Below are 22,649 nucleotides of genomic sequence, written 5' to 3'. Positions count from 1 at the left end.
TAAAGTTCGAGTTTATTTTAGGGAAAGGAGATAAGAAAAAAAGTGAATAAAAAATGGTATGCTCCAATCATAGCAGTCGGTTTTTTTCTAACCCCATTTATTGCACACGCTGCGAGCAATGATACATTTACCCAAAGTGACGGAGATGTACATTACAACTGGGGATATCAAAGTCCAAGATCCGACATTTCAGCGGACCATTTTACCGGCATCTTTAATCAATCAAAACAGTTATCAGCTGGAGACTACTTCGTACATACGTTGGCTGATGATCGTGTTAAAGTTTCCTTTAATGGGACACCTGTAATTGATCGTTGGTATGATGCTGGTGGACAAATTGATCGTGCACTTATAACAAATGTAAAAGCGGGAACTTATAAGTTACAAACAAATTTCTATGAAAATACTGGTCAAGCAGCGGTTTTCTCTGACATTGTTCCATTTGATCACTGGTTAGCCTACTATTATCCGAACAAAAATTTAGAAGGTTATCCAGTAGACGCAAAAGTGATTCCTCCAACAGGAACAGAAAAGAAGCTGTTCCAAAACAATGGAATTGGTTCACCAACGCCAAAAGTGCCCGCAGATAATTTCTCTGCTCGCTATACGACAGTAAAGCGATTACCTGCTGGAGATTATATCATTCGCGGAAAAGTAGACGATGGTATTCGTGTCTTTATTGATGGACAACTTGTTCTTGACCGCTGGGGATCTGGTTGGTCACAGGAAGATGCTCGAAAAATCCATATTAATGATGGAACTGCAGCATGGGCATTTGGTAAAACCAATCAAAATGATACCCATCTAGTTGAAGTGCAATACTTAGAAGAAGGCGGAAACAGCCAAGTAGATTTTCAAATTGAACCTTACAGCGAAGCAACAAAATCAACTAGTTGGCTTGGTGAATTCTATAATAACAAAGAGTTAAAAGGTGACGCTGTTGTTATCGGCGGAGAAAATTCTTCAGAAAAGTTAAACACAATCAACTTTAATTGGGAAGACAACTCTCCGCATAAAGCTATCTCAAACGATAATTTTTCTGCCCGCTTTACTAAGGTAGATAAGTTTGAGCAAGGTGAATATTTATTCACGGCAAAAGCAGACGATGGTGTGCGTGTTTACGTTGATAACAAAGTTGTAATCGATTCTTGGAATGCTAGTAACGGTGAAATTCGCAAAGTAAAAGTGCCATTGTCAACTGGAGAGCATAAGATTACTGTTGAATATATGGAACAAAGCAGAAAAGCCAATCTTCAATTCGATTATAAAAAATCTCCTGGACCTTTTTCTCAAACAGGCGGGGATGTTCATTATAATTGGGGATATGGAAGTCCTACACCCGATCAAACGGAAGATGATTTCACAGCAACTTTTGATCAATCTAGGCAGCTGGCTGCCGGCGATTACTTTATACATACGTTAGCTGATGATCGCGTCAAAGTTTCTTTTGACGGGAAACAAGTAATTGACCGCTGGTATGATGTTCCTGGACAAATCGATCGTACTATCGTGACAAATGTGCCGCAAGGTGATCATAAAATTCGAACTGACTTCTATGAAAATAGCGGTCAAGCAGCTATCTTTTCTGATATTGTACCATTCGATTCTTGGCTAGCTTATTATTACCCAAATACTAATTTAAGCGGCTATCCTGTCGATGCAAAAGTACTAACGCCACAAGGGGATACGAAGCAACTCGCTGAAAATAATGGTATCGGCGCTCCAACTTCTAAAGTACCGGCCGACAACTTCTCCACTCGTTATACAACGGTAAAACGTTTATCTGCTGGAGATTACGTCATTCGCGGGCGCGCTGATGATGGGATTCGTGTCTTTATTGATGGGAAACCTGTCCTTGATCGTTGGGGACCATCAGGATTTACGGAATACGCGAAGAAAATTCATATTTCTGATGGAACTGCTGCCTGGGCATTTGGTAAAGCCAATCAACCAGATACGCATTTAGTTGAAGTACAATATTTAGAACAAACAGGCCAAAGTCGCGTAGAATTTAGCATTGAACCTTACAGTACTGTACAAAATTCGTCTACTTGGCTCGGTGAGATCTATAACAATACGAATCTTCAAGGTGATCCTATTATTCTTGGTGGCAATAACGCCTTACAAAAAATTGAGAAGATTGATTTCAATTGGCAAAATGGTTCTCCAAGCCCATTTATTTCAAATGATAACTTCTCTGCTCGCTTTACAAAAACGGAATACTTTGAAGGTGGCGATTATACATTCTCGGCGAAAGCAGACGATGGTGTTCGCGTCTATGTAGATGATCAGCCCGTTATTAACTCTTGGGAAGCAAGTAACAACGGTACACGTACAGGAAAAATTTCTTTAACAAAAGGAAATCATAAGCTGCGCGTGGAGTATTTTGAAGGAAGCGGCTTAGCGAATCTTTCACTAGATTACTATATTGGCCAGCCTTATGAAACGCTAGATTTGCGCAAACCTTCAAAAGTAACCGCTGGGGAAATTGATAATTATATGAGCCGAAGAACAAACGGGACAAGCCCGCTTATCGGATATGGACAGGCGTTTATTGACGCACAAAACAAATATGGTGTGAACGCTCTATTCTTAGCATCTCATGCTATTTTAGAGTCGGGGTACGGCAAATCATTAATTGCCTATCGAAAACATAATCTATTTGGACTTCGTGCTGAAGATTCTGACCCATTTGGCTTAGCCAGCTACTTCAATACGTTTAATGACAGTATTAATTATAATGCCTCTTACGTAAGAGCGTATTATTTAGAACCTGGAGATTGGCGCTATAAAGGAGTCACAGTAAAAGATATTAATACTAACTATTCAACAGATACTGCGTGGGCAACTAAGATTGCAAACCTTATGGAAGAAATACATCCATATAATCGTTCTGAATATGACGGTGTGAATATTGTACCTAAAAATAATGAACTGGTTATGGATTCACATCAATTGCCAAAAGATATTCCATTTACGAACTACGCAGCAAACACAAAAGGACAAATTACAAGAACAACAGACGAGTTCCGTACAGAACCGTATCCATATGGCAATAATAAAAAAGGGACACTGCAGCAAGGAACAACCGTCGATGTACTGCGTAAAGATCCAAATAACTGGATTGAAGTTCGCATTGGTGATCAAACAGGATGGGTTCAAGCAGCCGATCTACAAGTAGATCCATTAAACGGAAAAGCGATCATCATTGATCCAGGTCATGGTGGTATCGATGATGGTCATTCCGGTACGAACAACGGCTTAACAGAGGACGCAGTTGTATTAGATGTTTCCTTACGTGTTCGCGATCTATTTAATCGCAAATCACCGTTTAAGGTGCTGTTAACTCGTGAAACAGATTCGCGGCCTGGTAATACAGCTAGCGAATCATTACAAAAACGAGTAGAATTTGCGCAACAAAATAACGGAGATATTTTTGTCAGCATTCACGCAAATGGCTTCGATGGTACTGCACACGGAACAGAAACGTACTACTGGCAATCAAGAACTGCAGGAAACCCTAATACAGAGGAAAGCCGTGTATTAGCTGAAAAAGTACAAAGTCGTCTTGTAAATGCTATGGAAACGACAAACCGCGGCGTAAAAGATGGCGATTTATATGTTGTCCGTGAAAATACAATGCCTGCCATTCTTACAGAGCTCGCTTTCATTGACAATCCGCAAGAAAATGAAAAATTAGGATCTGAATATTGGAGACAACGTGCTGCAGAAGCAATTTACTCTGGTATTTTAGATTACTATGAATGGAAAGGCATCAACGTTTCATCCTATCGTCTATAATGAAGCAGATTGTATTTGTTCGATGCAACAATGAAAAACTTAGAACGTAAAAAATAGAGTGAAAATAGTAAGAAATAAAGTGAAACTTCCATCAGTGGAGGTTTTCTTCATCCCCCTCCTATCTTCTTCGCTTCTCTCTGAATCTTGAAGTTGGGGTCTTACTGCCCTCAAATCGTTTCCGTATTCCTTGTGAGAATTTGTTTCATACCCTTTACAAAAATCGGCAAAAAAATATTTTTTCAGCAGGAGTTTCCCCCCTCTATCTTGTAAACAAACAAAGAAGTGTTACAGATATTAGAAGGGAGATTACATACATGCTGTCTATTAATCCAAATGAACAAACTGAAAAAGACAATTACAAATTACTAACAGGAAGCATTATTCCGCGCCCAGTTGCCTTCGTCACAACCGTTACAAATGATGGAGTACTAAACGGAGCACCATTTAGCTACTTTAATATCGTTGCTGCCAATCCGCCTCTTATCTCAATTTCTGTACAACGAAAAGGTGGAGAACCAAAAGATACAGCAAGAAATGCCATGGAAAAAGAAGAATTTGTCGTTCATATTTCTGACGAATCGTACGCGGAGGCGATCAACGAAACAGCAGCTAACCTTCCTCCTAATGAAAGTGAGATTGAACTTGCAAAACTAACACCAATTGACAGCGATGTCATTTCTGTACCGGGGGTAAAAGAAGCGAGTATCCGTATGGAATGTGTACTAGAGCGCGCTATTCAGCTAGGTGGAACAGAAGATTCCCCTGCATGCGACCTCTTAATTGGACGCATTGTACGTTTCCATATCGCTGAGCACTTATATGAAAATGGACGCGTTCATGCTGAAGGGTTAAAACCAATAAGCCGACTGGCTGGACATAATTACGCAAAACTCGGGGAGCAATTTGAACTTGTAAGGCCCTAATTAAAAGCGGAAGCGGCTTGCTCAGAACAGGAGGGGGATGGAGCTTCTGACATAGAGGCTCTCTTTGCCTCGGCGGAAGACGCGAAGCCACCGACTGTTCTAGCCGCTGGAGCTAGATAGAACTAAAAATGAAAGCCCAGCCACAATAAATGGCTGGGCTTTCTTACATTATTTGTTTCACTTCATACCGAAAATAATAATTTAATCCCAAATCCAACAAGTATAATCCCGCCAAGCACTTCTCCATACGTTCCAAGAATGCTTTGTGCTCTGCGGCCAATTAATAATCCGATCCAAGTGAGCATCATACTCACAACGCCAAATATAAGAATGGTTACAAATGTACGTGCTCCGTAAATACCAAGGCTTAAACCGACAGAAAAACTATCCATACTCACACTAAAAGCAAACAACAGTAAACTTCCGCCGGCAGGAACGCTCCTATACTCATCATCATGAGAAAGTGAGCTATACACAATGTGAAATCCTAATCCCATTAATAGAATACTACCTACAATTGTAGTAATAGAACCAAATTGCTCTGATAAAAAGCGGCCGAGCATTATGCCGATAAAAGGCATGATTATATGAAATATACCAATTATAATGCCGATATAAAAGATTTGGCGCTGCTTAAGCGTAATCATCCCCATACCGAGGCTAACAGAAAATGCATCAAGCCCTAGCGCAAATGCCATAATAAACAGCGGCAACAATTCGCTTATAATATGTTCAATCTTCATAATGTCCCTCCTCGGACTCGCTACTTCACAATATGCACGTCCGAGGAGAGATAGAATTTATTTTTCGAAGATGATTTGATGACCTGCAGCTTTCGTTAAACGGTTCATGATTGCACTACCAATTCCATCGCTTGGGAATGACTCACTAAAAATGATATCAACACCGCTTGCATCAAATGTACGCAATACGTCATAAAGCTTTGTCGCAACTGTCGCTAAATCACTGCGCATTCCACAAGAAAGAACAACTTCTGCTTTATACACATGTTGATATTCCACCGTTGTTAATACACCTACTTTATAACCCTCTTGCTCTTTTTTATCCACAAGTTGTTGAATAAAGGCACGCGAACCTTCAACAATGCTAAGCGGTGCTTTCGGTGCATAATGTGTATATTTCATTCCTGGTGATTTTGGTTTTTCCGTTTCATCCTTTAATGCCGGATCTAACAAAACAGGTCCAATCACTTCTTCTAACTGCTCTTTCGTAATACCGCCTGGGCGCAATATCGTCGGTATTTCACTCGTACAATCTACTACAGTAGATTCAACACCAACACCAGTTGCCCCGCCATCAACAATACCCGCAATTTTTCCGTTTAAATCTTCATATACATGAGAAGCGAGCGTTGGGCTAGGACGACCAGAACGATTCGCACTTGGAGCTGCTACTGGTACATTTGCCGCTTCAATAAGCGCCAATGCTACCGGATGATCTGGCATTCGAACTGCCACTGTATGTAATCCAGCTGTTACCTTTTCAGAGATCCCTTCTTTTTTCGGGAAAATAAGTGTTAGTGGTCCTGGCCAGAAGTGCTTCATTAATACATTTGCGATCGGCGGAATCTGAGCCACAATGCCATCTAATTGTTCTTCCGTACCAATATGTACAATAAGCGGATTATCGCTTGGTCTTCCTTTTGCTTCAAAAATTTTCGCAACAGCTTCGTCGTTTAATGCATTCGCGCCAAGTCCGTATACTGTTTCAGTTGGGAACGCTACTGCTTCATTTTCTCGTAATAAATGTGCTGCTTCTTGCAACTGTGGATAATCTTTTTTTATTTCCACAGCATTATCCACAACCCACATTTTTGTATTCATTTCTTCCCACGTCCTTTTCTACCATGAAATACTTGTTATTTGTAGTTTACTATGAGATTTATCCAAAAGACAAATAAGATTTATCCACAAAATGTGGATAAATCAATTTAATCGGTGGATAACTTTGTGAATAGCTGACAATTTAGTATAATTACATTTGGTTGTTTTATATTTTTACAAAAATGTTCTAATGCTTGAATTCCGTCTGAAACAGCGTCCTTTTCCACAATTTCAAATTGAAAAAACTGAAATATTGTAACCGACTGTGGGCTCTTTGTAAGTAAATATAATTGCTCAATACTTTTCTCTTTAATATACTGCAAAAACGTTTCAAAAAAATGTAAAAATGTAACTTTATCCACAGCAGGTGTGAACAAACATGAGCGAAGAAGCGCATCGGTTCCAGCTTGCTCAAATCCAACGGCTGCTTGGATTTGTCCCTCTTCTTCTAATATCATAAAATTCCCATATAATTGATCTAGTCGTTCTTCCTTCATATTAGCTTGTCCAAAAAAGGCCTGCAGTCTTTCTACATCTGTTTTTGTAGCAAAACGTATTTGCTTCACACATAATCCCTCCCCATACTTTTATATATGAGGAGGGATTATCTTTTAGAACTTATTTGGAAAATAAAGATGCAAATGCTTCAACGATAAACAATTTTACCTTTGGTTCTTCTTCCGTTTCTTCTACTACCTTTACGTGCTCTTCTTTTTCAATAGCACGTGGTTCCTCTTGCTTTACTTCTTCTTGTTCCTGTAATTCTTTCTCAGCTCTGTTTTCTCGCACAGACTTTGCTTTCACCTTTTGTTTAGGTGCGATGTTTGTCTCTTGCTTAGCTTTAAGAGATTGCTTTACTCCCTCTTTTACAACTTCCTTTTGCAAATAATTTTCTTCTATATCGTCCTCGTCAATTGTTTCCGCCTTTACAACATGCTCTTCTTTCTCCACAGCTGTACCACTAGAGAAGTCTAAGAAACACATTGGAGGAAATAACACGCACCACCAATTTGCACCTTCACCTTTACCAATTGTCACAAGTACCGCTTCATACTCTCCAGCCGGATAAATAAAATTCCCATACAATTTTGTTGGAAATTTTATATGTTTATTAAACTCAACTGTAAAAGTTTCCTTACTACCTTCTCGTTTCAACGTGTTCGCCACTGTTTGTTCAAGTTCCGGAATACGGCTTCGGATGATACGACGTGCGTCTTCAAACGATTTTAAATCTGCCACCCAGCCATCGATTTGTGCTTTCACTTCATCGCGCACTTTACGTTTTAACTCTTGATCTTCCTTCGAATCACTGTTAGCCAAAATACGTAATCGAATTGCTTCTTTTGGAATTACGACAGGCTCCTTTGCATCAACTTTCATATATCCAAAGTGCGCAATCATTTGTGCACCGATTAATAATAAAAGCAGATAAGCAATCGCTTGTTTTTTCATCCTATCTCCACCGCCCCTTCAGTAAAACAGTGTAGACAAGTTTCTTTCTTTCTAAACTACTAAATTCAAAATCTATTCGTTTTTTAGGTGATTATACAAATTGAAAAAACAACATACAAACGCTTTTTTTTTTAGATAGGCAAGAGCGTTTGGCCATGCATAGTAGCTTTTCTGCCACGAGCCAAAGGGAGCTGACTCAAATTTGGGAGGTCAATTCCTTCTCACATGTCTACTGATATATCGGTCGTTATTTTCGATATATCGGCGCTTTTCACAATATATCGACCGCTTTTTAGAATATATCGGTGCTTTTCACAATATATCGACCATTTTTTAGAATATATCGGCGCTTCGACACAATATAAAGTGAAACTTCCATCAGTGACACTTTTCTCACTGATGGTTAGTTGAACCAATCGGGCTTTTACGGGCAGTTTTCTTCCCCGCTCTTCTCCATCCTTTACTGCCCGTTAATGCGGGATAAAGACCCTTCGACGATGTTCGACATGCTAGATGCACTAGAGGGAGCTGACAAAAGCCCAGCCCCCTGTTAAAATTACATTTCCGCAAAGACCATACGATCTTTTCCATTAATATCAAAGACAATCTCGACATGTGCATGCGGGAATGTTTCTTGCAGCAGGGCACGCACATCTTCTCCTTGCCCTACACCTACTTCAAAGGCAACAATTGCTTCTTCTTGCAGAACCTTTGGCAGCTCTTCCATAAAGCGTCTATAGAAATCGAGTCCATCTTCACCGCCAACAAGCGCACGCTTTGGCTCATGCTCCTTCACAACAGAAGAAAGCCCTCTCCAATCTTCTTCTGGAATATAAGGAGGATTCGATACAACAACATCTAGCTTTTGCTTCGTTTCCTGAAACGGCGATAATAAATCACCGTGGTAGAACGTTACATTCGCCTCTAGTTCTGCTGCATTTTTCTGTGCCACTTCAATCGATTCCGGAGCAATATCGACTGTATATACATGTAAACGGGGATTTTCTAAAGAAAGTGTAATCGAAATTGCCCCGCTACCAGTACCAATATCAGCCACATGCACGTCCTTATCTCCAAATTTACGGCGAATACGTGTTAATATTCCGAGCACAAGCTCCTCTGTTTCCGGTCTTGGAATAAGCACTTCTTCATTGACGAAAAATGAACGCCCATAAAACATTTCATATCCAATTAAGTACTGAACAGGTATGCCTGCTACATGCTTGTGGATAAAGTCTGCAAAAATGCGCTCTTGTTCTGCCGTTAATTCTTCACGCATGTTCATCATTAAACCTGTTCGATTCGTCTTTAATACATGACAAAGGACAATTTCTCCCGCATTTTCATCTCGCCCATTTTCTTGTAAAAAAGAAGAAGCCCATTTCAGGGCTTCATAGACACGCATTACTCAGCTGCCTCCATCTTTTGCGCCTGATCTTCCATCACTAAGGCATTGATGAAATCATCTAACTTACCTTGTAAGATTTGATCCAGCTTCTGAATCGTTAAACCGATTCGATGGTCTGTAACACGATTTTGCGGGAAGTTGTACGTACGAATACGCTCAGAACGGTCTCCCGTACCAACAGCTTGTTTACGGTTTTGATCGTACTCAGCTTGCGCTTCTTGTCTAAACTTATCATAAACACGTGCACGTAATACTTTCATTGCTTTTTCTTTATTCTTAATTTGTGACTTTTCATCCTGACAAGAAACAACTACACCAGTCGGTAAATGCGTTAAACGTACCGCTGACATCGTTGTATTAACACTTTGTCCACCAGGACCACTAGAAGCAAACGTATCCACACGAACATCTTTTTCATGAATATCGACTTCTACTTCTTCTGCTTCCGGTAATACAGCTACAGTTGCTGTAGAAGTATGGATACGTCCTCCAGATTCTGTTTCCGGAACACGTTGCACACGGTGCGCACCATTTTCAAATTTCAACTTTGCAAAAGCGCCTTTACCGTTGATCATAAAGATAATCTCTTTATATCCACCTAGTTCTGTATAGCTCGCTTCGATAATTTCAGTTTTCCAACCTTGCACCTCAGCATAACGGCTATACATACGGTATAAATCACCAGCAAATAATGCCGCTTCATCACCACCAGCAGCACCACGAACCTCTACGATAACGTTCTTATCATCATTCGGGTCCTTTGGAACAAGTAAAATTTTCAGACGCTCTGATAATTCCTTCTCTTGTCCCTCTAGCTCAGACACTTCTTCTTTTACCATTTCACGCATGTCAGCATCTAACTTCTCTTCTAACATCGCTTTTGCATCTCTTAATTGTTCACGAGCATCTTTATACTCACGGTACACCTCTACCGTCTCTTGTATATCAGATTGTTCTTTTGAATACTCACGAAGTTTGTTTGAATCACTTATAATCTCTGGATCACTTAAAAGCTCGTTTAACTTCTCATAACGGTCTTCTACAGCTTGCAAACGATCTAACACACCATTCACCTCAACATCCTAGTCTCTAATACAAATAGTATATGGTACATAGCAAAAAAAACGCAAATTATATTTAAAAGCGCAAACGGCTCATTCAGCCCCTACGCATTTTCTAAAAAAACCCGCCTTATGTAGCGAGTTTTTATATCTGTTTAGTTGGCACAACATGACAATGACGACAACGTGGTTCATATGATTCTGATGCAGCAACTAAAATAATGGGATCATCAAAAGACGCTGGTTCCCCGTCAATTAAACGTTGCGTACGACTTGCCGGTGATCCGCACTTAGCACATACTGCTTGCAGCTTCGTCACATGCTCCGCAATTGCCATAAGCTGAGGAACTTGTCCAAATGGTAGACCACGGAAATCTTGGTCTAAACCAGCAACAATCACACGATAGCCGCGGTTTGCCAATTCTTGCACCACTTCCACAATGTCCCCATCAAAAAATTGCACTTCATCAATTGCTATAACATCTATATCTTCTGTTACATGCTCAAACATCTCTTTTGAAGCCGCAACAGGAACTGCTCTTACTTTCAATCCATTATGCGACACAACATCTTCTTCACTATAACGATTATCAATGCACGGTTTAAATACGATTGCATTTTGCTTTGCAAATTGCGTCCGGCGTACACGGCGGATGAGCTCTTCTGATTTACCTGAAAACATGCTTCCGCAAACCACTTCAATCCAACCGTCTTGATTTATTAAGTACATAAGAGCTCCTCCTTTCGTCTACTTATTCTTACTGTAAGTAGATAAAGGTTTATATTTTCGCAAAAAAAACAGACAAGCGGATATATACACTTGCCTGCTTTATGTTTGTTATTACTTAAGGCCGTATTTCTTGTTGAAGCGGTCAACACGTCCGTCTGCAGTAGCAAACTTCTGACGTCCTGTGTAGAATGGGTGAGAATCAGAACTGATCTCGACTTTTAATAATGGATAAGTATTACCATCTTCCCACTCAGTAGTTTCGTTAGAACCTTTTGTAGATCCGCTTAAGAATTTGAAGCCTGTGTTAGTATCCATAAATACAACTTTTTTGTAATCTGGATGGATTCCTGCTTTCATTCTTTTCATCTCCTTCCGCCCTGAATCATTTTCGAAACAGAGTTTTTCATCGTTAGCTGCAATCACAACTATAATGATGAAACACATATGATGAAATTATAACAAGGCTATCTGCATTTTGCAACTACCTGTTTTTAGCATTACTTCATCGCGACATATCTCTTTGAATCTGCAGGGATATTTTGTAGAAATTCTTCATTTGTCTTCGTTTGACGCAACTTGCGTAAGAAGCTTTCTATGAAGTCTGGTGTATCTCTCATTGTTTTACGAATACCCCATAGCTTGTCTAAATGCTCTTTTGGAATTAATAGATCTTCTTTACGTGTACCAGAACGACGAATATCAATGGCTGGGAAAATACGACGTTCTGCTAAAGAACGATCTAAGTGAAGCTCCATGTTTCCTGTTCCCTTAAACTCTTCATAAATGACATCATCCATACGAGATCCTGTGTCAACAAGAGCTGTTGCCAAAATTGTTAAGCTACCGCCCTCTTCAATATTACGAGCTGCTCCGAAAAAGCGCTTTGGTCGATGGAATGCCGCTGGGTCAATACCACCTGACAACGTACGTCCACTTGGTGGAATCACAAGGTTGTAAGCACGCGCTAAACGGGTAATACTATCCATTAAAATGATAACGTCTTTTTTATGCTCAACAAGACGCATTGCACGCTCTAGCACAAGCTCAGCCACTTTAATATGATTTTCTGGAACTTCATCAAAAGTAGAACTTACAACATCACCTTTTACAGAACGTTCAATATCTGTTACTTCCTCTGGACGTTCATCAATTAAAAGTACAATCAGTTCTGCTTCCGGATGATTCGTTGTAACGCTGTGAGCAATCTCTTTTAACAGTATCGTTTTACCAGCCTTTGGAGGAGCAACAATTAGACCACGTTGACCAAACCCAACTGGTGCAATTAAATCCATGATGCGTGTTGATAGTTTCTTCGTTTCCGTCTCCAACTTCATTTGACGATTTGGATATAACGGTGTTAACGCAGGGAAATGCACACGTTCTTTTGCTGATTCTGGATCATCTCCATTGACTGCTTCAACTTGCAACAATCCAAAATAACGTTCATTCTCTTTCGGAGGTCGCACTTTACCAGAAACCTTGTCTCCATTACGCAAATCAAAACGACGAATTTGCGAAGCTGAAATATAAATATCTTCAGAACTCGGAGAATAGTTGATTGGACGTAAGAATCCAAATCCTTCTGATTGAATAATTTCAAGTACACCTTCCATGAAAAAGAAACCTTCTTTTTCTGCTCGTGCTTTTAAAATCGCAAAAATTAACTCTTTCTTTGTTAATTTGCTGTAATAGGAAATCTTAAATTCTTTCGCAAGCTCATATAACTCTTTTAATTTCATGTTCTCTAAAGCTGAAATTGTTAAATTCATTCAGACACCACACTTTGATATTATTCTCTTTTCAGATGGGTAAGGGAAATTACGGAAGGCAAATACGTAATAATGAAAGGCAATAAGTACAAGTAGGGTAATATTCACTATTGTAACCCTTTTACCTCGTTTTAATCAATACGTTGCGAGACAAATACAAGAAGCGAAGACAAGAAAATTTGTCTTCGCTCTACCCATCTTTTGCACGCTTTTTATTTTATCACGATTGATGGGAGCTTTCCATCAGCAGAGGATAAAGCCTCCCCACTAATGGAAGTTTTACTTTATAACTAAGTTTGGTTTCTTGCTTAAGCTGTGACGCCCGTCAACAAAGCGAACTGTCCCAGATTTCGCACGCATAACAAGGGAGTGTGTTGTACCAGTACTTCCTTTAAATTGAACGCCGCGCAGTAATTCTCCGTCCGTAACACCTGTTGCCGCAAAGATTGCATCGTCACCTCTCACTAAATCTTCCATACGAAGAATGCGGTTAATATCATCGATGCCCATCTTTTTGCAGCGCTGTAATTCTGCATCATTTTGCGGAAGAAGCTTTCCTTGAATTTCTCCGCCTAAACATTTCAATGCAACGGCCGCTAGTACCCCTTCAGGTGCACCGCCAGATCCGAATAAAATATCAACGCCTGTGCGATCAAATGCTGTGTTGATTGCACCAGCTACATCACCATCGTTAATTAATTTAATGCGAGCTCCCGCTTTACGGATTTCCTCAATAATTGCTTGGTGACGTGGTCTGTTTAAAATCGTTGCTACAACATCTTCAATATCCTTGTTTTTTGCTTTTGCAACAGCGCGTAAATTATCAATAACCGGCGCATTAATATCGACAGCACCAACCGCTTCTGGGCCAACTGCAATTTTTTCCATATACATATCAGGTGCATGCAGTAAATTTCCATGGTCTGCTACCGCAATAACAGCTAACGCATTCCATCCTCCTGCTGCAACAATATTTGTTCCTTCTAACGGATCAACCGCCACATCAACACGCGGACCATATCCAGTTCCTAATTTTTCACCAATATATAGCATCGGCGCTTCATCCATTTCCCCTTCGCCAATTACCACTGTTCCTTTCATTGGTACTGTATCAAATACGTCGCGCATTGCTGACGTTGCTGCACCATCTGCTTCATCTTTCTTACCGAGTCCCATCCAACGCGCAGATGATAACGCTGCAGCCTCTGTTACACGTACTAATTCCATGGATAAACTTCTTTCCACTATAATCCCTCTCCTTTAAGCCGTAATATTTATGCTACTTTTGGGCAGTAAGACTCCCACCTCAAGATTCTGAGAAAACAAAGAAGATAGGTGAGAGATAACTGCCCGTTAGTGCCCGATTGGTTCAACTAACCATCAGTGGGGGGATGAAGCTCCCCCCACTGATGGAAGTTTCACTTTATCTCACATTTAACGTTTAATAGAATTTTCACCTTATGCCGTCTTTAATTACACTTCATACACATATATCACTTTACCCATGTAAAGTTCTTTATGCATTTTTCATCTGTTCAATCTCTTGACTTGTCATTTTTTCACGCCAGATTTTCGCTCCAAGACCTCGAAGCTTATCTTCTAAATTTTCATATCCACGATCAATATGCTCTAATCCTGTAACTTCTGTGATTCCTTCTGCCATTAAACCTGCGATTACAAGAGCAGCCCCGGCGCGTAAGTCACTCGCTTTCACTTTGGCTCCTTGCAGCGAAGCAGGGCCTGTTACGATAGCGGAACGACCTTCCACTTTAATTTGCGCATTCATTCTTCTTAATTCATCTATATGTTTAAAACGCGCTCCATAAATGGTATCCGTTACAACTGCCGTTCCATTCGCCTTCGTTAATAACGCTGTAAATGGTTGCTGTAAATCAGTTGGAAACCCTGGATATACGAGTGTTTTCACATCTACCATTTTTAGCTGGCGATTCCCATTCACCACAATTTGATCATCATGTGTATCTACTTTTACACCCATTTCTCGAAGCTTAGCCGTTATGGATTCTAAATGCTGTGGAATCACATTATCAACTGTAACTTCACCGCCAGAAGCTGCGCCCAAAATCATATATGTTCCAGCTTCAATGCGATCAGGAATAATAGAATGGTAACAACCATGAAGCGATTCAACACCATCAATACGAATTACATCTGTTCCTGCTCCTTTAATACGAGCACCCATGCTTGTAAGAAGCGTCGCTACATCAATAATTTCTGGTTCTTTCGCTGCATTTTCAATTACTGTTCTACCTGTTGCACGCACTGCAGCAAGCATAATATTAATTGTCGCACCTACGCTGACAACATCTAAATAAATACGTGCTCCCCGCAGTTCATCTGCACGTAAATATATTGCACCTTGCTCATTTGTTACATGTGCTCCAAGCGCTTCAAACCCCTTAATATGCTGATCAATTGGCCTTGGTCCCAGATGACATCCACCAGGAAGCCCAATTACTGCTTTTTTGAAACGGCCTAGCATCGCTCCCATTAAATAATAGGAAGCACGCAATTTTTTTACCTTTCCATTTGGAAGAGGCATGGCTACCATTTTGGAAGGATCAATTGTCATTTCTTCGTCTTGATGATACGTAACAGAACCACCAATTTCTTCTAATAAGTCACCTAGTATTTTCACATCAGAAATATTAGGTACACCACCGATTGTAACTGGTGTTTCTGCTAAAATGGTTGCGGGAATAAGCGCAACAGCACTATTTTTTGCACCGCTTACACGAATCGAACCTTGTAAAGGCACACCGCCTTCAATCAGCAACTTGTCCATTTTGAGCCCCCTTCTTGTGAATTCATCTACCGTTCCAGCCCCCACTATAACGGGTGATTCCACCGCTTCGGATACGTTTTTACACGTATGAGTATATCCATGCTATTTGTTTCCTCTATTTTTACACAATTATAAAAATTTTTCCTTCCAAACGCCTTAACAAGTAGAAATTTGTCTATCCCATTAATTGTTCACGCTTTCATTATACAACGAAACGAAACCGTCTAAAAGGCTAGACGGTTTCTAAAAACATTTTTAGAATTATGCTTGACCGTTAGAACCAAATTCACGAATTTTACCGATTACAGTCGCTTTAATTGCTTCACGACCAGGTCCGATAAATTTACGAGGATCATAAACTTCTTGGTCTTTATTTAATACTTCACGAACCGCTTTTGTAAACTCAATTTGGTTTTCAGTGTTTACGTTGATTTTAGAAGTACCTAAAGAGATAGCTTTTGTGATGTCAGCTGTTGGGATACCAGTACCACCATGAAGTACTAAAGGTACACCAGTTAAGTCACGTACTTCTTCCATTTCTTTGAATCCTAAGTTAGGCTCACCTTTGTAAGGACCATGTACAGAACCTAATGCTGGAGCTAGGCAATCAATACCTGTTGCAGCTACTAGTTCTTTACATTCTTGAGGATCAGCGTAGATAACACCTTCAGCTACTACGTCGTCTTCTTGTCCGCCAACTGTACCAAGCTCAGCTTCTACAGATACGTTACGAGCATGTGCATATTCTACTACTTTTTTAGTAGTTTCGATATTTTCTTCAAATGCGTGATGAGAAGCGTCGATCATTACAGATGTGAAACCTGCATCAATTGCTTCTTTACATTTTTCGAAGCTTGAACCATGGTCAAGGTGAATCGCTACAGGAACAGTGATGTTCATTTCTTCGATTAAAGCTTTAACCATAGCTACAACTGTTTTGAAACCAGTCATATGACGAGCTGCACCCTCAGATACACCTAAAATTACAGGAGATTTTTCTTCTTCCGCAGCAGCTAAGATAGCTTGTGTCCATTCTAGGTTGTTCATGTTGAATTGACCAACTGCGTATTTTCCTTCTAGCGCTTTGTTTAGCATTTCTTTCATGGAAACTAAAGGCATGGTGAATCCTCCTAAAAACGTTTTTTGTATCCGATAAGTTCTTATCGATGGTAGTATGACCACGACCAGGAAAAATATGTATAATCACATACCGGACTTTTTTCTACACTCCATAGGATACCAACTTGTACTCAAAAACTCAACTGCATTCACCTGCTCACCAGTCCATGAAAACGCTTTTTTCTGTATTTTTTAATAAAAAATTCACGATTATGCTTGTACTGTAATTTCTTTTCGCACAGCACTACGAATTTCATCAATATCGAACGGCTTTGCAAAGTGCATTAATGCACCAAGGTCTTTCGCTTCTTGGATCATATCTAATTCACCATAAGCCGTCATTAAAATCACTTTAATTTCTCGATTAATTTCTTTCACATGTTTTAAAATTTCAATTCCATCCATACCTGGAATTTTCATATCTAAAATAACTAAATCAGGACAGTCTTTTTTCACAATATCAAGGGCTTGAAAACCGTTTGCTGCTTGGAATGTTTGATAACCTTCCTTTTGAAACACCTCGTGTAATAAAACACGAATGCCGTATTGATCATCAACGATTAGGATTTTCCCTTCCATGTTATCCAACCTTTCTATATAAATACAAAATTTATATTTCTCATATCTCTTTCGATTATTTTCGCTACTTTTTATCAAATTCCTTCCTACTCTTTCTTATTTTACCGCCTACTATTTACTAGCGCTAGCGCCTTTATGAAAAAATGAGCTATAATGAAAGCCGTCTAACACGTTAGAAAGGAGAATCCTCATGTTTAAAATTTTTTCCACTCAGCTGGGTGGCTATTTCACAAGAATTGCTCAGAAAGAAGAGATGAATATAGAAGATAGCGCTCGTTTACTTGCACAAGCATTGGTTGGAGATGGCCACATTTATTTGCACGGTACGAAAGAGATGGAAGGTGTAATTTGTGAAGCTTTGTATGGATCCGAGCCTATGCAAAATGCAAAACGGCTATTTGAAGACGGTAAACAAGCAGGCGTAACCGTCGCCGACCGTATACTACTTATCAGCCGCTTTTCCACAGATGAAGATATCATTTCATTAGCAAAGCAGTTGCAAGAAAACGGTCATTTTATTGTTGGTATTTCTGCAAAACAAGAAGGCGAATTGTCGCTAGAACAATTCACCGATGCACATATCGATACAAAACTTGTAAAGGCATTAATTCCAGATGACGATGGCTCTCGCTATGGCTTTCCAAGTTTAATAACGGCTTTATTTGCATATCATGGATTAAAATTTACAATCGATGACATTATGAATGAATATGAGTAACGTAAAAAGGCGCCCTATATAGGACGCCTTTTTTCTTATTACTTACCTTCTTTATTAATAATAGAAGCTTGTACGAAGTCACGGAACAATGGCTGCGGACGATTTGGACGAGATACAAGTTCTGGGTGGAACTGTGCTGCCACGAACCAAGGATGTTCTTTTAATTCGATAATTTCTACTAAACGGCCGTCTGGGCTTGTACCAGAGAAGATGAATCCAGCGTTTTCCATGTCTTGACGGAATTGATTATTGAACTCATAGCGATGACGGTGACGTTCATAAACAACTGGCTCGTTATACGCATTGTAAGCATTTGTTTCTGGAGCAAGCTTACATGGGTATAGACCAAGACGAAGTGTACCACCTAGATCTTCTACATCTTTTTGTTCTGGTAATAAATCGATAATTGCGTAAGGCGTGTCAGGATTGATTTCAGAAGAGTTAGCTCCTTCTAATCCTAATACGTTACGTGCAAATTCGATTGATGCAAGCTGCATACCTAAGCAAATTCCTAAGAATGGAACTTTGTTTTCACGTGCATATTGAATTGCAGCGATTTTACCTTCAACGCCGCGGTCACCGAAACCACCTGGTACAAGGATACCATCTGTATCGCCAACTAATTCTTTCACGTTTTCTGCTGTTACGTGCTCAGCATTTACCCATTTCACTTCTACATCTGTATCAAATTTGTAACCTGCATGACGAAGTGCTTCTACAACAGAAATGTATGCATCTTGAAGCTCTACATATTTACCAACAAGAGCGATTTTTGTTTTCTTAGACAGGTTGCGTACTTTTTCTACTAATGCATTCCACTCTGTCATGTCTGCAGCTGGATTTTCTAGCTTTAAGTGATCGCAAACGATTTGGTCCATATTTTGCTCTTGAAGGGATAATGGAACTGCATATAATGTATCTGCATCGCGCGCTTCAATTACTGCTTTTGGATCGATATCGCAGAATAATGCAAGCTTATCTTTCATATCTTGAGAAACAGGAAGTTCTGTACGAACAACGATAATATTTGGCTGAATACCTAAGCTGCGAAGTTCTTTAACGCTGTGCTGCGTTGGTTTTGTTTTCATTTCACCCGCTGCTTTTAAGTACGGAATTAACGTACAGTGAATGTACATTACATTGTCACGGCCAATATCGCTCTTAATTTGGCGAATTGCTTCTAAGAATGGTAGAGACTCGATGTCACCAACAGTTCCGCCGATTTCTGTAATGATAACGTCTGCATTTGTTTCACGACCCGCACGGAATACGCGTTCTTTAATTTCGTTCGTAATGTGAGGAATAACTTGAACTGTTCCCCCTAAATATTCACCGCGACGCTCTTTTTGAAGAACAGAAGAGTAAATTTTACCCGTTGTTACGTTGCTGTATTTATTTAAGTTAATATCGATGAAACGCTCATAGTGACCAAGGTCTAAGTCTGTTTCTGCACCATCATCTGTTACGAAAACCTCACCGTGTTGGTATGGGCTCATTGTCCCTGGGTCTACGTTAATGTACGGATCAAACTTTTGGATTGTTACGTTTAGTCCTCTGTTTTTTAAAAGTCTTCCTAAAGATGCTGCTGTAATACCTTTTCCTAAAGAAGATACTACACCGCCTGTGACAAAAATATACTTAGTCATGAAAGTACTCCCTTCTAGTTTGCTGTTATATAATCATCGCTGCAAATCGCAACGTATGTAGATAACACTTACCTTATCTTATTGTTAGACTCTTTCGTTTTTCTAAACAAAAAACAAAAAAGAAAATTGCTCCCTTTATCACTAAAAGTAATAAATAGGGAGCAATTTTCTTTTATATTTACACGTAAAAGTTATTATCGTCTTTTTTAAAGAGCCCAAAAATGATTCTACATGGACGATAATAAAAAGTCAAGGACTACTGTTCTTCCTCTTCTTCTTCTGATTCGTCGTATTCTAACTCATCTTCATCGGCAAAATCATCGTCGTCTTCTAGATCCTCAAGATCTTCATCTTCATCTTCATCTTCATCTTCAAGAATTTCATCAAGATCTTCTACATCTTCGTCTTCATCTTCGTCTAACTCTTCGAAGCTGTCCTCGTCATCATCGCTGTAGTCATCTAGCTCGTCCTCTTCTACCTTACGTTTCTTCTTAGGCTTCGGTTGAGGTAAGATTTCCTCATCGATTTGCTCGTATGGATACCATCCGCGTAGTCCCCAACGATTTTCTCCGAGATTGATAAAGCGCCCATCGATATTTAAATCTGTATAAAATTGTGCGATTCTCGCAGCAACTTGCTCTTCAGATAGTCCCAGTAATTGAGCAATTTCTTGAACTAGATCGTGAAAAGATGTTGCTTGTTGTTTTTCCCCTAACAAGCTATGTACAGCTTCGATCATGGACAATTCTTTTAGCTCTTCTGGTGAATATTGCTTTAAACTCACTTATGCGGCACTTCCTTTCTTAAAATATATCCTAATTATATAAAGGCCTGTTCAAAAAAAATCCATACTATTCATTATAAACAAAACTTCACCAAATATGCCACAAAAAAATGGGGAATCGTAAAGTGATTCCCCTACATATTGCAACGTTATCGTCCTTTTTAGTTTTGAATCATATGAGCACCATTTAATACATAACGAATTTGCATCTCTGTATATTCTTCCAATGTATAAAGTTTCTGCAGCGCCCAGCGCCGAAATCCCCACATTTGTCCTTGAATAAAAATATTATGAGCAAGCAGTTGAATCTCTTTTTTTGTTAAAATAAATACCTTATTTTGAACACATTGCTGCAAAATATTTTCGAACATCCCTACCATTTGAAATTCTTTCTCTAATACGTAAGGCAGCGACTCTTTTGGCAAAAAACGAACTTCTTGATACATAATAAGAACCTCTTCTTGCAACTCATCCATAACTTTAAAATAATTTGTAATCGCGGCTTTTAAACTATCAACGCTGCCTTTTTCTCTGCACAGCACTTGCTCTAAACGCTCTTTTACATGTTCATAAATGCTATCGCACACTAAATAAAGCACATCATCTTTCGTTCGAATATATTCATAGAGTGTACCAATGCTAAAGCCTGCTGCTTTCGCGATTTCTCTCGTTGTTGTGCGCGGAAATCCTTTTTGCTTAAAGAGCTGCACAGCACCTTTAATCATTTGCTCACGCCGAAGTGCAATAAGCCTTTCATCTTTCACAGATGCTTGTACATTGTGCTTAACCATCTCCTTCACCCCTTTTTCTGTCATTTTGCAGGAAGAAGCGTAGGAGCTTCCCTACGCTTCTTCTAGCTTCTACTTAGTTAACATACGTGAAATAACAAGGCGCTGAATTTCTTGCGTTCCTTCGTAAATTTGCGTAATCTTCGCATCACGCATAAAACGTTCAACTGGATAATCTTTCGTATAACCATATCCTCCGAATACTTGCACAGCCTCGGTTGTCACTTTCATCGCTGTATCTCCCGCAAACAATTTCGACATTGCCGATTCTTTGCCATACGGCAGCCCTTCTGATTCGAGCCAAGCAGCTTGATATGTTAACAAACGTGCCGCCTCTACACCCGTCGCCATATCTGCTAGTTTAAAGCCAATCCCCTGCTGCGCGGCAATTGGTTTCCCAAATTGATGACGTTCCTTCGCATAATCAGCAGCGGCATCAAGTGCGCCTTGTGCGATGCCGACCGCTTGTGCAGCAATACCATTACGGCCGCCATCTAATGTTTGCATCGCAATTTTAAATCCTTGCCCTTCCTCACCAAGTAAGTTCTCGGCAGGGATGCGGCAGTCTTCAAATATAATTTCCGTCGTTGGTGAAGAACGAATACCGAGCTTACTCTCTTTCTTTCCAACAGAAAATCCAGGTGCATCACTTTCCACAATAAATGCACTTGTACCGCGCTGCTTTGATTCTGGATCTGTCAGCGCAAATACAACATAAATATCCGCGATTCCACCGTTTGTAATAAAGATTTTCGAACCGTTTAAAATATAGTGATCGCCGTCACGCTTTGCTGTTGTTTTCATTCCGCCAGCATCTGAGCCTGAACCCGGCTCCGTTAAGCCATAAGCGCCAATTTTCTTTCCTTCTGCCATCGGACGTAAATATTTCTGTTTTTGCTCCTCTGTACCAAATTTAAAAATTGGCCATCCTGCAAGCGATGTATGCGCCGATAATGTTACAGCTGTAGATGCGCAAACGCGCGACAGCTCTTCTACCGCAATCACATAAGCTAAGTAATCGCTTCCAATTCCGCCGTACTCTTCAGGCCATGGAATACCAGTTAAGCCTAGCTCCGCCATTTGATCAAACAAGGCGCGGTCAAACCGTTCTTCCTCGTCGCGCTCTGCTGCCGTTGGTGCCACTTCATTTCTCGAAAAATCACGAACCATTTTCCGAATCATTTCATGTTCTTCTGATAATTTAAAGTGCATCTCTATTTC

Annotated in this window: 19 protein-coding genes and 2 pseudogenes; 4 read left to right on the top strand and 17 right to left on the bottom strand. The window is 39.9% G+C overall.

What is annotated here, in order from left to right; genetic code table 11:
• Positions 1–42: 42 nt before the first annotated feature.
• The 3 genes and pseudogenes from LRP84_RS06250 to LRP84_RS06240 all read left to right on the top strand — a co-directional run.
• Positions 43–2,865: pseudogene (locus tag LRP84_RS06250) on the top strand (PA14 domain-containing protein); the annotation flags it as partial.
• Positions 2,866–3,075: 210 nt separating this feature from the next.
• A pseudogene (locus LRP84_RS06245) lies at positions 3,076–3,801 on the top strand (N-acetylmuramoyl-L-alanine amidase); the annotation flags it as partial.
• Positions 3,802–4,115: 314 nt separating this feature from the next.
• A complete protein-coding gene (locus LRP84_RS06240) occupies positions 4,116–4,724 on the top strand; it encodes a flavin reductase family protein (RefSeq protein WP_230574286.1) in 609 nt (202 codons plus the stop codon).
• Positions 4,725–4,906: 182 nt separating this feature from the next.
• On the opposite strand, the gene LRP84_RS06235 is transcribed toward LRP84_RS06240, so the two are convergent.
• From LRP84_RS06235 to LRP84_RS06175, 13 genes are all read right to left on the bottom strand, one after another.
• Positions 4,907–5,467, bottom strand: coding sequence for a manganese efflux pump MntP (locus LRP84_RS06235; protein ID WP_230574285.1), 561 nt, complete (start codon positions 5,465–5,467; stop codon positions 4,907–4,909).
• A gap of 57 nt (positions 5,468–5,524) precedes the next feature.
• Positions 5,525–6,568 (bottom strand): L-threonylcarbamoyladenylate synthase, encoded by a 1,044-nt coding sequence (locus LRP84_RS06230; protein ID WP_230574284.1) that lies wholly within the window; start codon positions 6,566–6,568, stop codon positions 5,525–5,527.
• 107 nt (positions 6,569–6,675) lie between these two features.
• Positions 6,676–7,134 carry a GNAT family N-acetyltransferase gene (locus LRP84_RS06225; RefSeq protein ID WP_230574283.1) on the bottom strand — a complete coding sequence of 153 codons (459 nt, stop codon included), beginning with the start codon at positions 7,132–7,134 and terminating at the stop codon, positions 6,676–6,678.
• 52 nt (positions 7,135–7,186) lie between these two features.
• Positions 7,187–8,020 (bottom strand): stage II sporulation protein R, encoded by an 834-nt coding sequence (gene spoIIR, locus LRP84_RS06220; protein WP_230574282.1) that lies wholly within the window; start codon positions 8,018–8,020, stop codon positions 7,187–7,189.
• A 556-nt stretch (positions 8,021–8,576) separates the two neighbouring features.
• The gene (gene prmC, locus LRP84_RS06215; protein ID WP_230574281.1) at positions 8,577–9,425 is read right to left on the bottom strand and encodes a peptide chain release factor N(5)-glutamine methyltransferase; all 849 of its coding nucleotides are present in this window, start codon (positions 9,423–9,425) and stop codon (positions 8,577–8,579) included.
• Positions 9,425–10,492, bottom strand: coding sequence for a peptide chain release factor 1 (prfA, locus tag LRP84_RS06210; protein WP_230574402.1), 1,068 nt, complete (start codon positions 10,490–10,492; stop codon positions 9,425–9,427). The genes prmC and prfA overlap by 1 nt, the downstream gene beginning before the upstream one ends.
• A gap of 142 nt (positions 10,493–10,634) precedes the next feature.
• The gene (locus tag LRP84_RS06205) at positions 10,635–11,219 is read right to left on the bottom strand and encodes a thymidine kinase (RefSeq protein ID WP_230574280.1); all 585 of its coding nucleotides are present in this window, start codon (positions 11,217–11,219) and stop codon (positions 10,635–10,637) included.
• Positions 11,220–11,330: 111 nt separating this feature from the next.
• Positions 11,331–11,576 carry a type B 50S ribosomal protein L31 gene (locus tag LRP84_RS06200; protein WP_020059787.1) on the bottom strand — a complete coding sequence of 82 codons (246 nt, stop codon included), beginning with the start codon at positions 11,574–11,576 and terminating at the stop codon, positions 11,331–11,333.
• Between the two features lie 140 nt (positions 11,577–11,716).
• A complete protein-coding gene (gene rho, locus LRP84_RS06195; RefSeq protein WP_230574279.1) occupies positions 11,717–12,988 on the bottom strand; it encodes a transcription termination factor Rho in 1,272 nt (423 codons plus the stop codon).
• Between the two features lie 279 nt (positions 12,989–13,267).
• Complete coding sequence (gene glpX / locus LRP84_RS06190) at positions 13,268–14,233, bottom strand: class II fructose-bisphosphatase (RefSeq protein WP_230574278.1); 966 nt, start codon at positions 14,231–14,233, stop codon at positions 13,268–13,270.
• A gap of 271 nt (positions 14,234–14,504) precedes the next feature.
• The gene (gene murA / locus LRP84_RS06185; RefSeq protein WP_230574277.1) at positions 14,505–15,794 is read right to left on the bottom strand and encodes a UDP-N-acetylglucosamine 1-carboxyvinyltransferase; all 1,290 of its coding nucleotides are present in this window, start codon (positions 15,792–15,794) and stop codon (positions 14,505–14,507) included.
• A 261-nt stretch (positions 15,795–16,055) separates the two neighbouring features.
• On the bottom strand, positions 16,056–16,913 hold the full coding sequence (locus LRP84_RS06180; protein WP_230574276.1) for a class II fructose-bisphosphate aldolase: 858 nt from the start codon (positions 16,911–16,913) through the stop codon (positions 16,056–16,058).
• A 210-nt stretch (positions 16,914–17,123) separates the two neighbouring features.
• Positions 17,124–17,492 (bottom strand): response regulator, encoded by a 369-nt coding sequence (locus tag LRP84_RS06175; protein WP_098310044.1) that lies wholly within the window; start codon positions 17,490–17,492, stop codon positions 17,124–17,126.
• 190 nt (positions 17,493–17,682) lie between these two features.
• On the opposite strand from LRP84_RS06175, the gene LRP84_RS06170 reads away from it, so the two are divergent.
• A complete protein-coding gene (locus LRP84_RS06170) occupies positions 17,683–18,210 on the top strand; it encodes a DUF2529 domain-containing protein (RefSeq protein WP_230574275.1) in 528 nt (175 codons plus the stop codon).
• Positions 18,211–18,248: 38 nt separating this feature from the next.
• On the opposite strand, the gene pyrG is transcribed toward LRP84_RS06170, so the two are convergent.
• The 4 genes from pyrG to acdA all read right to left on the bottom strand — a co-directional run bounded on the left by pyrG (position 18,249) and on the right by acdA (position 22,640).
• Positions 18,249–19,856, bottom strand: a complete 1,608-nt coding sequence (gene pyrG / locus LRP84_RS06165; protein ID WP_230574274.1) for a CTP synthase — start codon at positions 19,854–19,856, stop codon at positions 18,249–18,251.
• A 256-nt stretch (positions 19,857–20,112) separates the two neighbouring features.
• Positions 20,113–20,640: a DNA-directed RNA polymerase subunit delta gene (gene rpoE / locus LRP84_RS06160; protein ID WP_230574273.1), complete on the bottom strand. Its 528-nt coding sequence runs from the start codon at positions 20,638–20,640 to the stop codon at positions 20,113–20,115.
• Positions 20,641–20,801: 161 nt separating this feature from the next.
• Positions 20,802–21,431 (bottom strand): TetR/AcrR family transcriptional regulator, encoded by a 630-nt coding sequence (locus LRP84_RS06155; protein ID WP_230574272.1) that lies wholly within the window; start codon positions 21,429–21,431, stop codon positions 20,802–20,804.
• A gap of 69 nt (positions 21,432–21,500) precedes the next feature.
• Positions 21,501–22,640, bottom strand: a complete 1,140-nt coding sequence (acdA, locus tag LRP84_RS06150) for an acyl-CoA dehydrogenase AcdA (RefSeq protein ID WP_230574271.1) — start codon at positions 22,638–22,640, stop codon at positions 21,501–21,503.
• Positions 22,641–22,649: the final 9 nt, after the last annotated feature.

Source organism: Bacillus rhizoplanae (genome assembly GCF_917563915.1).
GTDB classification, from domain to species: domain Bacteria; phylum Bacillota; class Bacilli; order Bacillales; family Bacillaceae_G; genus Bacillus_A; species Bacillus_A rhizoplanae.
Note: the sequence above shows the minus strand (reverse complement) of the source record. Positions and strands in the feature narration are given on the sequence as shown.

Bases quoted from the DNA above. Each gene is read 5' to 3' on its own strand.
- LRP84_RS06240 (WP_230574286.1), top strand. From the start codon at position 4,116: ATGCTGTCTATTAATCCAAATGAACAAACTGAAAAAGACAATTACAAA.
- LRP84_RS06235 (WP_230574285.1), bottom strand. From the start codon at position 5,467: ATGAAGATTGAACATATTATAAGCGAATTGTTGCCGCTGTTTATTATG.
- LRP84_RS06230 (WP_230574284.1), bottom strand. From the start codon at position 6,568: ATGAATACAAAAATGTGGGTTGTGGATAATGCTGTGGAAATAAAAAAA.
- spoIIR (WP_230574282.1), bottom strand. From the start codon at position 8,020: ATGAAAAAACAAGCGATTGCTTATCTGCTTTTATTATTAATCGGTGCA.
- prmC (WP_230574281.1), bottom strand. From the start codon at position 9,425: ATGCGTGTCTATGAAGCCCTGAAATGGGCTTCTTCTTTTTTACAAGAA.
- LRP84_RS06205 (WP_230574280.1), bottom strand. From the start codon at position 11,219: ATGTACTTAATAAATCAAGACGGTTGGATTGAAGTGGTTTGCGGAAGC.
- LRP84_RS06200 (WP_020059787.1), bottom strand. From the start codon at position 11,576: ATGAAAGCAGGAATCCATCCAGATTACAAAAAAGTTGTATTTATGGAT.
- rho (WP_230574279.1), bottom strand. From the start codon at position 12,988: ATGAATTTAACAATTTCAGCTTTAGAGAACATGAAATTAAAAGAGTTA.
- murA (WP_230574277.1), bottom strand. From the start codon at position 15,794: ATGGACAAGTTGCTGATTGAAGGCGGTGTGCCTTTACAAGGTTCGATT.
- LRP84_RS06180 (WP_230574276.1), bottom strand. From the start codon at position 16,913: ATGCCTTTAGTTTCCATGAAAGAAATGCTAAACAAAGCGCTAGAAGGA.
- LRP84_RS06175 (WP_098310044.1), bottom strand. From the start codon at position 17,492: ATGGAAGGGAAAATCCTAATCGTTGATGATCAATACGGCATTCGTGTT.
- LRP84_RS06170 (WP_230574275.1), top strand. From the start codon at position 17,683: ATGTTTAAAATTTTTTCCACTCAGCTGGGTGGCTATTTCACAAGAATT.
- pyrG (WP_230574274.1), bottom strand. From the start codon at position 19,856: ATGACTAAGTATATTTTTGTCACAGGCGGTGTAGTATCTTCTTTAGGA.
- LRP84_RS06155 (WP_230574272.1), bottom strand. From the start codon at position 21,431: ATGGTTAAGCACAATGTACAAGCATCTGTGAAAGATGAAAGGCTTATT.
- acdA (WP_230574271.1), bottom strand. From the start codon at position 22,640: ATGCACTTTAAATTATCAGAAGAACATGAAATGATTCGGAAAATGGTT.